The organism is Streptomyces sp. NPDC005799, assembly GCF_040630525.1.
Classification (GTDB): Bacteria; Actinomycetota; Actinomycetes; order Streptomycetales; family Streptomycetaceae; genus Streptomyces; species Streptomyces griseorubiginosus_B.
Genome location: NZ_JBEXXQ010000093.1, coordinates 8,742 through 23,210 on the forward strand (window position 1 = coordinate 8,742; position 14,469 = coordinate 23,210).

Genomic DNA, 14,469 nt, shown 5'->3' on the forward strand with positions numbered 1-14,469 from the left:
TTCCCCCCCCTCTACATGTCCCCCGGCGACTAACCCCCCAGGCGGGCGCCGCTGTCCGGCTGCTCGGCGCGGCTGCACCAGGCGCCCCCCGCGCGGGGCGCGGCGCACGTCCCCGACCTCACGCTGTTCTACCGGGTACGGGGCGGCGGGAGCCGGGCGCAGGAGCTGCGGGCGCGGATCGCCGCGCTGCCGGGGATCGACACGGCCTACGTCAAGCCGGGCGCCGTGCCCGCCTCGGTGGACGACGGCCGCCGGCTCAAGGAAGGCGCCCCCGTCACCCCGGACTTCAGCGGCCGTCAGGGCTATCTGCGTCCGGCGCCGGAGGGGGTGGACGCCCACTGGGCCTGGCAGCGGCCCGGTGGGTCCGGTCAGGGGGTGACGGTCATCGACGTCGAGGGCGCCTGGCAGCTGGGGCATGAGGACCTGGCCGCCAAGCTGGCCGGCGTCGTGGTCGGCACGCCCCTGACCGACCTGGCCTGGCGCAACCACGGCACCGCCGTGATCGGCGTGATCGGCGGTGACCGGGGCGAGTCGGGCGTGAACGGCATCGTGCCGGAGGCGGTGACCGCGGCCGCGTCCTTCCAGGGCATCGGCACGGCGGCCGCGATCCACGCGGCGGCCGACCGGCTCGGCCCCGGCGACGTCGTCCTGGTCGAACTGCACCGCCCCGGACCGCGGTTCGAGTACGCCGAACGCGACGACCAGCGCGGCTACGTCGCGATCGAGTGGTGGCCGGACGACTTCGCGGCCATCCGCCACGCCACCGCGCGGGGCGTCCTGGTCGTGGAGGCGGCCGGAAACGGGGGCGAGTCGCTGGACGACGCGGTGTACGAGCGGCGCCCCGACGAGTTCCCGGAGTGGTGGCGCAACCCGTTCAACCCCTCCAACCAGTCCTCCGGCGCCGTCCTGGTCGGCGCGGGCGCCCCGCCGCCCGGTACGCACGGCCGCGACCACGGACCGGACCGCTCACGGCTGGCGTTCTCCAACTACGGCGCCCGGCTGGACGCCCAGGGCTGGGGCCGCGAGGTCACCACCACCGGCGGCTTCTGGGACCGGCCCGGCGATCTGCAGGGCGGCCCCGAGGAAATCACCTGGTACACGGACACCTTCTCCGGAACGTCCTCCGCCGCTCCGGTGGTGGTCGGCGCGCTGGCCGCCCTGCAGGGCATGCTGAAGGCGGCCTCGCTGCCCGCCATGGCCCCGGAGCGGGCGCGCGAGGTGCTGCGGTCCACCGGCTCGCCGCAGCAGGACGCGCCCGGCCGGCCGGCCTCCCAGCGGATCGGCAACCGGCCGGACATCAGGGCGGCGGTCGGCAGGCTGCTGCCGCAGGCGGTCGGCTCGGGCCAGGCCGAGCGGTACTGGGACGAGCTGCTGCCGTATCCCCGCGAACTCCCGCCCAGGCTCCGGCTGTTCGTGGCCGGCGCCTGGCGCAACCTCAACCACCCGTCCCCCGAGATCCGGCAGGCGGTGCACACCGCCTTCGCGGGCGGACGGCCCGACGTCCGGGTGTGGTTCTCGGACGACGAGATCGTCGGCCTGGTCGTCACGGGCTGACGCATACCCCCAAAAAAGACCGACCCGTCAAGGCAAGTCTCCGTCCAGGGAAGGTGACACCGCATGAGCACCACCCCGCAGATGAGCCAACTGGGACAACAGCAGGGCCAGCAGTTCCCGAGCACATCGCCCCACCAGCAACAGCACCAGCAGCAGCCCTTCCAGCAGCAGCCGTTCGGGCAGCAGCAGCCGTTCGGCCAGCAGTCCGCCGGATGGCCGGGGGCCGGCATGATGCCGCAGCTCCAACAGCTCGGCCAGCAGCAGCCCTTCCAGCAGCTGCTGCAGCAACTCGGCCAGCAGCAACAGCCCTACGCTGAGACGCAGCAGCACGACCAGCAGGCCCAGCAGCAGGAGCAGCAGATCCAGCAGCAGCTCCAGCAGCTCGCGCAGGCCGTCCTCCAGCAGGTCGTCCAGCAGGTCCAGACGCAGTCCCTGGCCTCCGGCGTGGCCAACGGCTTCGTCGACGTCCTGCAGCCGCAGCAGGGGCAGCCGCAGCAGGTCTTCCTGCGCATCAACGGTCAGTTCCGGGTCCTGAACGACCCGGTCCCGCAGCTGCACCAGCAGATCCAGGAGGCGTTCGCCTTCGGCCACCAGGTGATCGGCGTCTGGGACATCCAGTCGCCCAACATCCTGCGCAGCGTACGGATCCAGCGGATCTGACCCGCGCCGGACCGCACGACAGGGGCGCCTCCCCCCGCGGGGGAAGCGCCCCTCTCTCGTGCGGGGCCTGGCTACAGGGCCACACCCAGCAGGGCGTCCACGGCGCGCGAGACGACACCGGGGGCCCCGGTGTCCGTACCGCCCTCGGTGTCCTGCCGCACGGCCCAGCGGTCGACCGCGGCGAGCGCGGCCGGGGCGTCCAGGTCGTTCGCGAGGCCCTCGCGGATCTCCTCGACGAGGGCCTCGGCGGGCGGCCCGTCGGGGCGGGAGACGGCGGCGCGCCACCGGCCGAGCCGGCCCACGGCGTCCTCGAGGACCTGGTCGGTCCACTCCCAGTCGGCCCGGTAGTGGTGGGCGAGCAGCGCGAGCCGTATGGCGGCCGGGTCGACACCGTCCCGGCGCAGTTGGGAGACGAAGACCAGGTTGCCCTTGGACTTGGACATCTTCTCGCCGTCCAGGGCGACCATGCCGGCGTGGACGTACGCCTTGGCCATGGGGAACTCGCCGGTGAGCACCTGGGCGTGGGACGCGCCCATCTCGTGGTGCGGGAAGGCGAGGTCGGAGCCGCCGCCCTGGACGTCGAAGCCCATGCCGAGGTGGTCGAGGGCGATGGCGACGCACTCGATGTGCCAGCCGGGGCGGCCGGGGCCGAGGGAGGCGCCGTCCCAGCTGGGTTCGCCCTCGCGGGCGGCCAGCCACAGCATCGGGTCCAGCGGGTTCTTCTTGCCCGGGCGGTCCGGGTCGCCGCCGCGCTCGGCGGACAGCAGCCGCATGGCGGCCGCGTCGAGGCCCGAGACCTTGCCGAAGTGGGGGTCGGACCCGACGGAGAAGTAGATGTCGCCCTCGAGTTCGTAGGCGGCACCGGCGTCACGCAGCCGCTCCACCAGCGGGACGATGCCGGGTATGGCCTCGACGGCGCCGATGTAGTGCCGCGGCGGCAGCATCCGCAGGGCGGTCATGTCCTCGCGGAAGAGCGTCGTCTCCTTCTCGGCGAGGGCGACCCAGTCGACGCTGTCCCGCTGCGCGCGCTCCAGCAGCGGGTCGTCGATGTCGGTGACGTTCTGGACGTAGTGCACCTGCCGCTTGGTGTCGAGCCACACGCGCTGAACGAGGTCGAACGCGTTGTAGGTCGCCGCGTGACCCATGTGGGTCGCGTCGTACGGGGTGATGCCGCAGACGTAGATGCGGGCGACGGGACCGGGCTGGAGGGTGACCAGACCGCCGGTCGCGGTGTCGTGGATCCTCAGGTCGCGGCCCTGACCAGGCAGGGCGGGGACCTCGGAAGCGGGCCAGGCATGCATGTCATGAGCCTAACCGGACGGATGTTCCGTATACGAACCGGACCGGGCCGGATGGCCGGTAAGGCGGTCTTGCGCCTTACCGGACAGTCTGCTCCTACACGGGCGGCCAGGGAATGGCCGGCCACTCGCCGGAGGGCTCCGGGTGCGTGCCGGTCTCCAGGAGTACGGCGACACGCGCGCGCGTGGCGTCGAGTTCGGCGGCGGTGATCAGGGCGGACAGCCGCCCGGCCAGCGCTCCTTCGGCGGTCAGGGCCTCCTGGAGCCCCTTGAGGGCGTCGATCGCCTCCGGGTTCAGGGGCTCGCCCGCCCACCCCCACAGCAGCGTCCTGAGCTTGTTCTCGGTGTTGAATGTCACTCCATGGTCGATGCCGTAGAGGCGGCCGTCCTCGGTGGGCAGCAGATGGCCGCCCTTGCGGTCGGCGTTGTTGATCACCGCGTCCAGCACCGCGAGCCGGCGCAGCCGCTCGTCGTCGGCGTGCACCAGAAGGGCGGTCTTTCCGTCACCGACCTCGGCGAAGCCGATGGCCTTCCAGCCCGGTTCCGGCTCCTCGGCGTCCACCAGGGCCAGCAGGTCGGCCTCGGGGGTCGCCTCGATCCACAGCTGGACCATCCCCTCGCCGTACGGTCCCTCGCGCAGCACGGTGGGCGGGATCAGACCCCAGCCGGTCGCCTCGGAGACCTCGTAGGCGGCCACCTCGCGCTGGGCGAGGGTGCCATCGGGGAAGTCCCACAGGGGCCGCTCGCCTGCCACCGGCTTGTAGACGCAGGTGGCCTCCCGGCCCTCCTGGGTGACCGTGCAGTACAGGGCCGCGTTGGACGCGTCGCGGATCCGGCCGCGCACCGTGAGCTCGCCGTGGGTCAGCAGGTCGGCGAGCGGCTCGTCGGTCGTCACGCTCCGCGGCGGTATCCGTTCTGGCGCGGACATACGTGTCCTTCCGGGTCCAGCGGGAGGCTGCACAGCGGGCACGGCGGCCGCCCGGCGTTGACGACGTCCAGGGCGCGCTTGGCGAAGGCTCTGGCCTGCGCGCCGGTCAGCCGGACCCGCAGCATCGGGGGCCCGTTCTCCTCGTCCTGCAGCAGGCGCTCCTCGGCCTCGGCGAGGTCCTCCTCGGAGTCCGCGTCGAGTTCGACGAGGGCCTGCGCCTCGACGATCATGCGCTGTTCCTCGCCGTCCCAGGCGAGGGCCATGGTGCCGACCCGGAACTCCTCCTCGACGGGGGTCTCCAGCGGTTCGGTGTCGGAGATCTCGGTGGGCGCGACGGCCGGGACGGCCGCGTTGCCGCCACTGCGCCGTACGACCTCGTCGAGCAGTTCGTCCATGCGCTCGGCGAGGGCGGCGACCTGGGTCTTCTCCAGGGCCACGCTGGTCACCCGGGAGCCTGCGGTGGCCTGGAGGAAGAACGTACGGCGTCCGGGCAGCCCGACCGTGCCCGCCACGAAGCGGTCCGGCGGGTCGTAGAGGAACACCTGACGGGACACGTCCTGTCTCCATGGGATCGGTGTGTACGGGGACGTCTGTGTGAGCGCGACTGCGTGAACCGCTTCACCCTACTGCGCGCGACGATCACGGTGCGCCCGCACCGCCCCCCACCGGGGCGTCGTCGGCCGGGGGCTCCCCGGGCGGCGCCAGCGACGCGAGGTCTCCGGTGTCACCGAGCCGCACGATGAAGGGCCTGAGGCGGGTGTAACGGATCGCGGTGATGGAACACGGTTCTACGGAGATCCTCTGGAAGAGGTCGAGATGAAGTCCGAGTGCGTCCGCCACGAGCGACTTGATGATGTCGCCGTGCGAGCACATCACATAGACGGCGCCGGCGCCGTGGTCGCGCTCCACGCGCGCGTTCCACTCGCGTACGGCCTCGGCGGCGCGGGTCTGCATCGCGCGCATCGACTCGCCGCCGGGGAACGCGGCGGCGCTGGGGTGTGCCTGCACCACCTCCATCAGCGGCTCGTCCTTGAGCTCGGCGAGCTTGCGGCCGGACCAGTCGCCGTAGTGGCACTCCCCGATCCGCTCGTCGGTGTGGACGGTGAGTTCGGGCCGGGCCTCGAGCAGCGGCCGGATCGTCTCCTGGCAGCGCTGCAGCGGGCTGGTGACGACCTCGGAGATCGGCAGGGCGGCGAGCCGGCCGGGCAGCGCGGCGGCCTGCGCGGCGCCGCGCTCGTCGAGGGCGACACCGGGCGTCCAGCCGGCGAGCACCCCCTCGGTGTTGGCGGTGGATCGTCCGTGCCGGACCAGGAGAAGCGTGGGCATGCGGCCCAGGGTAGGCATACGCCCGCACATGGCGGGCGTACGAGGATGGGAGAACACGCTCCGTGATCGTCGACTGCGCCATCTACACCCACGGACAGCGGACGGACGGCCCGGAGGACCTCTCCGAGGCGCTGGCGGACGCACGGGCGGCCGGCGGGTTCGTCTGGATCGGGCTGCACGAGCCGTCGGAGGACGAGTTCGACCTGGTCACTCAGGAGTTCGGGCTGCACCCGCTGGCCGTGGAGGACGCCCTGAACGCCCATCAGCGGCCCAAGCTGGAGGTGTACGACGACTCGCTCTTCCTCGTCCTCAAGCCGGTCGTGTACGAGCCGGACAGCGACCGGGTCTCCACCGGCGAGGTCATGGTCTTCCTCGGTGACTCCTTCGTGGTCACCGTCCGCCACGGCGAGGGTGCCCCGCTGAAAGCGGTGCGCAAGCGGCTGGAGAGCGAGCCCGAGCTGCTCGAAAAGGGACCGACCGCGGTGCTGTACGCCGTCTCCGACGCCGTCGTCGACCACTACCTGGAGGTGGGGACCGAGCTGCAGACCGACCTGGAGGAGCTGGAGGCCGAGGTCTTCACCCCGGACGTCGGCGGATCGCGCAACACCGCGTCGCGGATCTACACCTTCAAGCGGCAGGTGCTGGAGTTCCGCCGGGCGACGGGCCCGCTGACGCTGCCGGTCAACCGGCTGGCGGGAACCGGGCAGTCCGGCGCCACGGTGCCCTTCGTCAACGAGAAGGCACGGCCGTTCTTCCGTGACGTCGGTGATCATCTCGCGCGCGTGAACGAGACGGTGGAGGGCCTGGACCGGTTGGTCTCGGACGTGCTGTCGGCGCATCTGGCCCAGATCAGCGTCCGGCAGAACGACGACATGCGGAAGATCTCCGCGTGGGCGGCCATGGCCGCGGTCCCCACGATGATCGCGGGCATCTACGGCATGAACTTCGACCACATGCCCGAGCTGCACTGGGTGTGGTCGTACCCGGCGGTGATCCTGATCATGGCCGCGCTGGAGTGGCTGCTGTACCGCACGTTCAAGAAGCGGGGCTGGCTGTAGCTCAGGCGAACTCGGCTGCGGTGGCCGGTCCGCCGAGAGCATCGCGGCGCTCGGGCATCCGCAGGCTCACCATGCGCCGCCAGCCCGCGAACCGCTCGTAGGCGTAGACGGCGTGGATACCGGCCGCGAGCACCGCCGACTTGGCCCGCGGCCAGCCGAGCAGGCGCCCCATGTGGTCCATGACGGCGAGGCTGACGTCCCGGTAGACGCGGATCTCCGCGAGCGCGCACTCCCGCAGGATGCGCTGGATGGCCCGGCCGTGACCGGCGCGCGCGAGGCGCAGCAACTCCTCGTGGCAGTAGGCGAGATGGTTGTCCTCGTCGCTGGAGATCATCCTGACCGCGCGGCCGATGTCGGGGTGGTCGGCGAAGTACCGGCGCAGCAGCTCCATCTGCTCGGAGGCGCGCTGCTCGGTGACCCGGCTGTGGGCGAGGTAGGTGACGAGGTCGTGCACCGTGAGCGTCTCGTCGGCCTTGAGCTTCTCGTGGGCGAGACCGATGCCGTGCCGCTCCAGGAGCATCGTGTAGTCGGTCTCGGGCGGCACCGGGACCGCTTCGAGCCCACGTTTCTTCATCAGGGCGTTGAAGATGCGCCCGTGCTTGTCCTCGTCGGCGCCGTGCCGGGCGATCTTCGGGGCGAGGTCGCGTTCGCTCTCGGGTACGAGGGCCGCGATCCGGCCGTTCTCCCAGCCGCCCTGGGATTCCCCGCTGGCCGCGATGGAGCAGAACAGCGCGAAGGACGCGTCGTCGTCGAGGATCTCCTGGAACAGACTCTTGGCCGAAAGCATAGAACGAGTCAAATGGCCCAACAGGGGCATCGCAACAGGTATCGGGGACAACTCCGCCAAAAGAAGGAGCGACAGGGTCACGTCCGGGGCGTAACCGCGTGCGCGACGGCGCGTTGTTCCCCGTGACGGCCGTGGCGGGGAAGACCCCCGAGCCCCCACCACGGCCGCAGAGACATCAGGCCAGACCGGCGCGCTCCAGGGCCTCGGTGCCGGCGCGCAGGGAGGCGATGCGCTCCTCCAGGGTGAAGCCGGCGGGGTTGAGGGAGAGGGTGGTGACCCCGGCGGCCGCGTACTCCTTCATGCGGTCGGCGATGCGGTCCACGGAGCCCAGCAGCGTCGTCCGGTCGATCAGCTCGTGCGGGATCGCGGCGGCGGCGCCCTGCTTGTCGCCGGCCAGGTACTTCTCCTGGACCTCGGCGGCGGCCGCCTCGAAGCCCATGCGCTGGGCGAGCTGGTTGTAGAAGTTCTGCTTGGCGCTGCCCATGCCGCCGACGTACAGCGCGGTGTAGGGGCGGAAGGCGTCGGCGAGCGTGGCCACGTCCTTGTCCTCGCCGAGGGCGAGCGGCAGGGTCGGGTGGACGTCGAACCCGTCCATGGTCTTGCCGGCCTTCTCGCGCCCGGCGCGCAGGTACTTGATGGTCGTCTCCTCCAGGTGCTGGGCGGAGGGGAAGATCAGCAGGGCGCCGTCGGCGATCTCGCCGGTCTGCTCTAGGTTCTTGGGGCCGATCGCGGCGATGTACAGCGGGATGTACTCGCGCTCGGGGTGCACGGTCAGCTTGATCGGCTTGCCCGGGCCGCCGGGCAGCGGCAGGGTCCAGTGCTCGCCCTCGTAGGTCAGCCGCTCACGGCTCATGGCCCTGCGAACGATCTCGACGTACTCGCGCGTGCGGGCCAGCGGCTTGTCGAACTTGACGCCGTACCAGCCCTCGGAGACCTGCGGCCCGGAGACGCCGAGACCGAGGCGGAAGCGGCCGCCGGAGAGGGAGTCCAGGGTGGCCGCGGTCATCGCGGTCATCGCGGGCTGCCGGGCCGGGATCTGGAAGATGGCCGAGCCGACGTCGATGCGCTCGGTCTTCGCGGCGACCCAGGTGAGCACCGTGGCCGCGTCGGAGCCGTAGGCCTCGGCGGCCCAGCAGACGGCGTACCCGAGGCGGTCGGCCTCCTGGGCGACCGCGAGGTTGTCCGCGTCCATTCCGGCACCCCAGTAGCCGAGGTTGAGCCCGAGCTGCATGCCGATTCCCCTTACCGATCAGTAACGTCCCTGTGGAGCTGACAGTAGCGTGGCTTGCGCGGGCATGGGATGTCACGTCCCGCACAGTGGCGGCGACGCGGGGTGCCGGACCTGGGAAACTGGTCGTCCACAGGCCCCCACACGGCCAGTTCAGGCCAGTAATGTCGGCGTTCATGGAGCAGAGGCATCTCGGCCGCACCGGCCTTCGCGTGTCCCGCATCGGACTCGGCACGCTCACGTGGGGCAGGGACACCGACGAGCACGACGCCGCGGACCTCTTGAAGACGTTCTGGGAGGCGGGCGGCAGTCTCGTCGACACGGCCGACGTGTACGGCGACGGAGAGGCCGAGTATCTGCTCGGACGCCTGATGGAAGGGCTGGTGCCGCGCCGGGACCTGGTGATCTCGACCAAGGCGGGCAGCGTGCCGGACCCGGACCGCCGCGTCGACTGCTCCCGGGGCCATCTGCTCGCGGCCCTCGACGCCTCGCTGGCCCGCCTGGGCACGGACTACGTCGACGTGTGGCACGTCCACGCCTTCGACCCGTACACCCCGCTCGACGAGACCCTGCAGGCCCTCGACCTGGCGGTGAGCAGCGGGCGCGCCCGCTATGCCGGGGTCTCCAACTTCTGCGGCTGGCAGCTGGCCAAGGCGGCGACGTGGCAGTTGGCGTTGCCGGGGAGTCGGACGCGGCTGGCGAGCACGCAGATGGAGTACTCGCTGCTGCAGCGGGGCGTGGAGCGCGAGGTCCTGCCGGCCGCGCTGGACATGGGCATCGGGCTGCTTCCGTCCTCCCCGCTGGGCCGGGGAGTGCTGACCGGCAAGTACCGCGGCGACGCCACCCCCGCCGACTCCCGCGGCGCCTCCGAGCACCTGGCCCCGTTCGTCGCGCCGTACCTCGACGACACGGCGAGCCGGATCGTCGACGCCGTCCAGACCGCGGCCGACGGGCTCGCCGTGACGCCCCTCCAGATCGCCCTCGCCTGGATCCGCGACCGGCCGGGAGTGACCGCGCCCGTCATCGGTCCGCGCAACGCGCAGCAGCTCACGGCGGCATTGTCAGTGGAGGCCCTTAGTCTTCCTGACGAGATCTGCCGGGCGCTCGACGATGTGTCGGCGCCCGTGCACCGCTATCCCGATCACGACTGGAGCACGCTGTGAGCACGGAGCCCGAGACCACGGAGGAGAACGAGCCGGGGACACCGGGCGGCACACGGGAGGACGGCACGCCCGAGGCACCGGCGGACGGCACGCCCGGGACCCCCGCGGAGCCGGGCGGCACCGGGGCGGCGGCCGGTGGGACGGCCGGGGCGGAGGGGGAGGAGACCGCAGCTCGGCTGACGGAAGCGGGCGACACCGGCGCGGCGGCCGACGGCACCGCCGAGGAGGCTGCTGGGGAGAGCGGCGCCGAGTTGTCCGAGGCCGAGGCCGAGTTGGCGGCTCAGGAGATCGAGCGGGAGCGGATCGAACGGCGGAAGGCGGAGAAGAAGGGGCCCATCGAGAGCGGGGGCAAGCTGAGCGGCGAGGCCGCCGATCTGCTGGCCGCCGTGCGGGCCGTGGAGAGCGGCGCCAAGCCCGTGGCCACCGCCTTCACCGGGCCCGCCCCCGCCCCGCGCAGGCCCGCGCCGGAACCGGTACGGCGCCCGCAGCCGACGCCGGAGGCCGCCGCGCCCTCGGCCCCCGCGGCGGAGCACGTCGAGGCGGTACGGGGCGTGCTGGCCGCCGGTGGCGCTCCCGAGGCGCTCGCGGCGCAGGTCGCCGCCGCCCTCGGCGAGGGAGCGGACGAGCGGCTGCGGGCGGACCCCTGGCTGCTCCTGAGGGTCGGCGGTGCACGGCCCGAGCAGGCCGACGGTTTCGCGCGAGCGCTGCTGGGCGCGGACGCCGGGCCCGACGACGAGCGGCGGGGGCGGGCGCTGACGGGGTGGCTGCTGGAGCAGGCGGCCCTCGCCGGACACACGGCGCTGGAGATGCCCGCGCTCACCGCCGCGCTGGCCCAGCGGAGCGTGCCGGACGCCGACGCCGCCGTACAGAGCGCCGTCGCGGAGGGCGATGCGCTGGTCTTCCAGGACGCCCTGGACCCGCGCGCGCCGGAGCCGGCGGACGACGAGGAGGGCGAGGAACGGCCGGTCCGTGTCCTCGTCGGCCTGGAGCGCCTGGCCCTCGCCGAGGAGAGCCTCGCGGACGGTCTGGCCCGACTGGTCAACTCCGTGCCGAAGGAGGACGGTTCGGCCGAGGAGTGGGAGGGCGCGGCGGCCTCGGCGAAGGGCTCCACCGCCGAACTGATCCGCGCGGTCGCCGGCCACGGCCTGGTCCTGCACACCGGCGGCGAGGCGTCCCTCGCCGAACCGGCGGCGCTGCTGCGCACGGCCACCGCGCTCGGGCTCCGCGCCTGGGCGGCGGCCCACACCCCGACCGGCCGCGACCGCTTCGTCCGGTTGTCGTCCGCGGCGGGCGGGCCGGCCGCGGACGGTCCGGTGGCTGGCGGCACCGCGGAAGGTCCCGACGCGTCGGCCCCCGGTGGCGCCGCTTCGGCCGCCGGCTCCCCGCAGGCCGCACCCCCGGTCGCCACCGTCGCCGGCCTCCTCTCCGGGACCGAAGGCCCCGGCCGGGATGCCGACGGCGCGCTCGACCTGGACCTCCTCGTGGTGCTCGACGCACCTCAGCTGGACGTCGAGACCGCCGCCCTGCTCGTCGAGTCGCTGCCGGACGGTGCGCGGCTGGCACTGTCCGGGGATCCGGCGGTGCTGTGGTCGGCCGGGCCCGGGAGAGTGTTCGCGGATCTGCTGGCCGCGCGGGTCTGCCCGCAGGTCGCCTCACGCACCCCGGACCCGGGCCCCCTCGGTGAGCTGGTCTCCGGCATCGGCGTCGGGGAGCTCAACCAGGTCGAGGCGCCCGGCAAGGAGGTGGTGATCGTGCCGGTGCGGGACGCCGGCGAGGCCGTGCACCGCACCGTCCAGCTGGTCGCCGACTCGGTGCCGCGCGCGATCGGCGTCCCCGCCGAGCAGACCCAGGTGATCACGCCGGGGCACGGTGGCGCGGCCGGCACCCGCGCCCTCAACACCGCGCTCAAGGAACGCCTCAACCCCGGCCCCGGCCGGTTCGGCGGCTTCGACCCCGGCGACCGCGTCGCCTACTCCCCAGCCCCCGGACGTACCCTGTCGGGCCGGGTCGTCAAGGCCGACGCGGACGGCCTGCACCTGTCCTGCGCGGGCGCCTCCGTCGTCGTACCGAAAGAGCGGGTGGAGCAGTCCGTGCGCCATGGCTGGGCGCTGACCGCGCACCAGGCGGTGGGCACGCGCTGGCCGGCGGTGGTCGTGGTCCTGCCCGGGGACGCGACCCAAGCCCTGAACCGACCGTGGGTGTACACGGCGTTCGGCCGGGCGGACCGCCATCTCTCCGTGGTCCACGGCGCGGAACAGGCCCTGGCCAGGGCGGTGTCCGAGATCCCGCCCAAACCGCGGACGACCCGCCTGCCCGTGCTCCTGGCGACCCAACTGCCGACGTCCGGCTGACCGGTGTCCCCGACTCGGGGACATACGACGGCGGCGGTCACGGAATCATCCGTGACCGCCGCCGTCGCGGGGAGCCTCAGCGATCGATGTCCAGCGGCTCCAGATCCTCGTCCCCGTCGAGCTCGCCGTCCAGCTCGCTCTCCAGGTCCTCCTCGAGATCGTCGTCGAGTTCGTCGTCGAACACCGCGCTGACGTCGAACCGGCAGATCACGCTCTGCGGATCGGCCCCCTCGAACGGCGTCTCCAGCCACTCCCCCGCCTCGGCGGGATCCTCGGCGGCCGTCACCCACAGCGTGGAGTCGCCCTCCTCCAGCCCGAACTCCTTGTGCCGCGAGGCGATCTCGTCCGGCTCGAACTCACCGAAGAGCACCCCCAGCGCCCCCGGCACCGTGCCGGAGACCTGCGTGCTGTCCTCGTCCGCCGCCTCCACCCGTTGCGCCTGGGCCAGCAGCCGCTGCGGCTCCACCACGGTGTAGTCACGACGGATCAGCACGCTCAGCGCGTTCGGCTCCTCCGGACCCGTGTACGGCGGCAGGGACTCGTCCCCGCCGGGGATCTCGAAGGGGGTCACTTCGTCGTAACGGTCGTAGAGCAGCTCGTCGTACGCCTCGGCGGCCGCCGCCAGCTGGTTGAACGCCTCGTAGACGGCCGGGTCGTCCTCACCCGACCTGCGTTCGACCGCCGCCAGGTGACGGTCGAGCGCGGTCTTGACCGCCTCGGCGGCGGCGCGTACGTCGGCAGCGGTGGGCTGCGCAGCATCAGACATAGTGCAGACGCTATCCGTACCGGGCCCCAGCCCGCACAATAGATGCGATGCCGGAATACGAATTTGTCGACGTGTACGTACCTCGCGGGGTCTCCCGCAAGGAAGCCACACGCCTGCTGACGGACCATGCCGAGTACGGACACTGGGAGTTGGACCGCCTCAGCCTGATGCGCGACGGCAGCCGCAGGGTGCGGCTGCGCCGGCGGATCATCCGCCAGGTACGAGCCACGTGGTGAGCTGAGACGGCGACGGAGACGGCGGACACGGAGCGGGCCCCACCGAGGCGGGGCCCGCTCCGTGACGCGTTCACGCGGCGCTACGCCCTCGCGCGGGACTTGCGGTAGAGGACCGCGCCGCCGAGCAGCGCGCCCGCGCCCACCGGGAGCACGACGCCCAGCGGCAGGTCGCTGCCGGTGTGGGCGAGCTGTGTGCCGCCCAGGGGGCTGCTGACCGACTGGGTGCCCGGGTGGTTGACCTGCGAGGAGCCGCCGGGAACCGTGCCGCCCGGCGCGGACGGCGTGCCCGGGGCCCCGGGGTGCGCGGGCTGCGTCGGACCGCCGGGGTGACCCGGAGTACCGGGACCACCGGGGTGACCCGGAGTACCGGGACCGCCCGGCGTACCGGGAGGCGTCCCGTGACCGCCGCTGTGGAAGCCGCCGTTGGCGCAGTCGTCGCCGGCCGCGGAGTTGCCGACGCCGACGACGTCGACCGTGTTGCCGCACACGTTCACCGGCACGTCGATCGGTGCCTGGACGTGGTTGCCCGAGCCGATGCCGGGCGAGCCGCCGGTGTGCCCGCCGGCGTACGAGCCCGTACCGCCTCCGTGGCCGCCGTGGCCGCCGTGGTTGCCGTGGCCGCCGTATCCGCCGTATCCGCCGTATCCGCCGTATCCGCCGTATCCGCCGTGGTTGCCGTATCCGCCGGACGGCGAGCCGCTGCCTCCGCCCTGGTTGGCGCACCTGTTGCCCACCGCCGGGTTGAGCACCCCGACGACGTCGACCGTGTTGCCGCACACGTTGACCGGCACGTGCACCGGAGCCTGCACCGTGTTGCCCGACAGCACGCCGGGCGAGTCCGCGCTCGAGCCGCTCGCCCCCGAGTCGGCATGGGCGTAGCCGCCCGCGGCGGCGAGGACGCCGGTCGCGGCCGCCACGGTCATCAGTCCCTTGCGGGTGACCTGTCGCATTGCTGAATTCTCCCCTGCCTTCGACCTGACCTGGTTCTCGCGGATCTCGATCACGCGAAAAGGCCGGTCGGGGGGGGGGGGCCCGGAGCCCCCCACCCGCCCCGCCCCGCGGTCAAAACAAACCCAGGGGGGCGGCCCGACGGGGTGGAGGCGGGGTTTTGGCA

At 72.8% G+C, this 14,469-nt stretch carries 14 protein-coding genes; 6 read left to right on the plus strand and 8 right to left on the minus strand.

The features are described from left to right. The first annotated feature begins 225 nt into the window (after positions 1–225). Positions 226–1,554: a S8 family peptidase gene (locus tag ABZ453_RS47965; RefSeq protein ID WP_359025926.1), complete on the plus strand. Its 1,329-nt coding sequence runs from the start codon at positions 226–228 to the stop codon at positions 1,552–1,554. 63 nt (positions 1,555–1,617) lie between these two features. Further along, positions 1,618–2,214 carry a hypothetical protein gene (locus tag ABZ453_RS47970; protein ID WP_359025928.1) on the plus strand — a complete coding sequence of 199 codons (597 nt, stop codon included), beginning with the start codon at positions 1,618–1,620 and terminating at the stop codon, positions 2,212–2,214. A gap of 71 nt (positions 2,215–2,285) precedes the next feature. On the opposite strand, the gene mshC is transcribed toward ABZ453_RS47970, so the two are convergent. From mshC to ABZ453_RS47990, 4 genes are all read right to left on the minus strand, one after another. After that, positions 2,286–3,515 carry a cysteine--1-D-myo-inosityl 2-amino-2-deoxy-alpha-D-glucopyranoside ligase gene (gene mshC / locus ABZ453_RS47975; protein ID WP_359025930.1) on the minus strand — a complete coding sequence of 410 codons (1,230 nt, stop codon included), beginning with the start codon at positions 3,513–3,515 and terminating at the stop codon, positions 2,286–2,288. A gap of 94 nt (positions 3,516–3,609) precedes the next feature. Next, positions 3,610–4,440 carry an SCO1664 family protein gene (locus tag ABZ453_RS47980; protein ID WP_359025932.1) on the minus strand — a complete coding sequence of 277 codons (831 nt, stop codon included), beginning with the start codon at positions 4,438–4,440 and terminating at the stop codon, positions 3,610–3,612. After that, a complete protein-coding gene (locus tag ABZ453_RS47985) occupies positions 4,404–4,994 on the minus strand; it encodes a DUF3090 domain-containing protein (RefSeq protein WP_359025934.1) in 591 nt (196 codons plus the stop codon). The genes ABZ453_RS47980 and ABZ453_RS47985 overlap by 37 nt, the downstream gene beginning before the upstream one ends. Before the next feature lie 85 nt (positions 4,995–5,079). After that, complete coding sequence (locus ABZ453_RS47990) at positions 5,080–5,766, minus strand: histidine phosphatase family protein (RefSeq protein ID WP_359025936.1); 687 nt, start codon at positions 5,764–5,766, stop codon at positions 5,080–5,082. Positions 5,767–5,828: 62 nt separating this feature from the next. On the opposite strand from ABZ453_RS47990, the gene corA reads away from it, so the two are divergent. Next, positions 5,829–6,824, plus strand: a complete 996-nt coding sequence (gene corA / locus ABZ453_RS47995) for a magnesium/cobalt transporter CorA (protein WP_359025938.1) — start codon at positions 5,829–5,831, stop codon at positions 6,822–6,824. A gap of 1 nt (position 6,825) precedes the next feature. On the opposite strand, the gene ABZ453_RS48000 is transcribed toward corA, so the two are convergent. Then, positions 6,826–7,611: a ferritin-like domain-containing protein gene (locus ABZ453_RS48000; RefSeq protein WP_359025940.1), complete on the minus strand. Its 786-nt coding sequence runs from the start codon at positions 7,609–7,611 to the stop codon at positions 6,826–6,828. A 175-nt stretch (positions 7,612–7,786) separates the two neighbouring features. Then, positions 7,787–8,842 (minus strand): LLM class F420-dependent oxidoreductase, encoded by a 1,056-nt coding sequence (locus ABZ453_RS48005; RefSeq protein WP_359025942.1) that lies wholly within the window; start codon positions 8,840–8,842, stop codon positions 7,787–7,789. A 173-nt stretch (positions 8,843–9,015) separates the two neighbouring features. Between ABZ453_RS48005 and ABZ453_RS48010 the strand changes: the two genes are divergently transcribed. Next, positions 9,016–10,002, plus strand: a complete 987-nt coding sequence (locus tag ABZ453_RS48010; RefSeq protein ID WP_359025944.1) for an aldo/keto reductase — start codon at positions 9,016–9,018, stop codon at positions 10,000–10,002. After that, positions 9,999–12,353, plus strand: coding sequence for a helix-hairpin-helix domain-containing protein (locus ABZ453_RS48015; RefSeq protein WP_359025946.1), 2,355 nt, complete (start codon positions 9,999–10,001; stop codon positions 12,351–12,353). The genes ABZ453_RS48010 and ABZ453_RS48015 overlap by 4 nt, the downstream gene beginning before the upstream one ends. Before the next feature lie 76 nt (positions 12,354–12,429). Here ABZ453_RS48015 and ABZ453_RS48020 read toward each other — a convergent pair whose 3' ends face one another. Beyond that, positions 12,430–13,119: a hypothetical protein gene (locus ABZ453_RS48020; RefSeq protein ID WP_359025948.1), complete on the minus strand. Its 690-nt coding sequence runs from the start codon at positions 13,117–13,119 to the stop codon at positions 12,430–12,432. Positions 13,120–13,166: 47 nt separating this feature from the next. On the opposite strand from ABZ453_RS48020, the gene ABZ453_RS48025 reads away from it, so the two are divergent. After that, positions 13,167–13,355 carry a DUF5703 family protein gene (locus tag ABZ453_RS48025; protein ID WP_046732800.1) on the plus strand — a complete coding sequence of 63 codons (189 nt, stop codon included), beginning with the start codon at positions 13,167–13,169 and terminating at the stop codon, positions 13,353–13,355. Positions 13,356–13,435: 80 nt separating this feature from the next. Here the strand turns inward: ABZ453_RS48025 and ABZ453_RS48030 are convergent, their stop codons facing one another. Then, positions 13,436–14,305, minus strand: coding sequence for a chaplin (locus ABZ453_RS48030; RefSeq protein WP_359025950.1), 870 nt, complete (start codon positions 14,303–14,305; stop codon positions 13,436–13,438). Positions 14,306–14,469 lie beyond the last annotated feature (164 nt).

Coding starts and splice junctions, on each gene's coding strand:
- ABZ453_RS47980 (WP_359025932.1), bottom strand. CDS start 4,440: ATGTCCGCGCCAGAACGGATACCGCCGCGGAGCGTGACGACCGACGAG.
- ABZ453_RS48030 (WP_359025950.1), bottom strand. CDS start 14,305: ATGCGACAGGTCACCCGCAAGGGACTGATGACCGTGGCGGCCGCGACC.
- ABZ453_RS48020 (WP_359025948.1), bottom strand. CDS start 13,119: ATGTCTGATGCTGCGCAGCCCACCGCTGCCGACGTACGCGCCGCCGCC.
- ABZ453_RS48010 (WP_359025944.1), top strand. CDS start 9,016: ATGGAGCAGAGGCATCTCGGCCGCACCGGCCTTCGCGTGTCCCGCATC.
- ABZ453_RS47970 (WP_359025928.1), top strand. CDS start 1,618: ATGAGCACCACCCCGCAGATGAGCCAACTGGGACAACAGCAGGGCCAG.
- ABZ453_RS48000 (WP_359025940.1), bottom strand. CDS start 7,611: ATGCTTTCGGCCAAGAGTCTGTTCCAGGAGATCCTCGACGACGACGCG.
- ABZ453_RS48025 (WP_046732800.1), top strand. CDS start 13,167: ATGCCGGAATACGAATTTGTCGACGTGTACGTACCTCGCGGGGTCTCC.
- ABZ453_RS47990 (WP_359025936.1), bottom strand. CDS start 5,766: ATGCCCACGCTTCTCCTGGTCCGGCACGGACGATCCACCGCCAACACC.
- mshC (WP_359025930.1), bottom strand. CDS start 3,515: ATGCATGCCTGGCCCGCTTCCGAGGTCCCCGCCCTGCCTGGTCAGGGC.
- ABZ453_RS48005 (WP_359025942.1), bottom strand. CDS start 8,842: ATGCAGCTCGGGCTCAACCTCGGCTACTGGGGTGCCGGAATGGACGCG.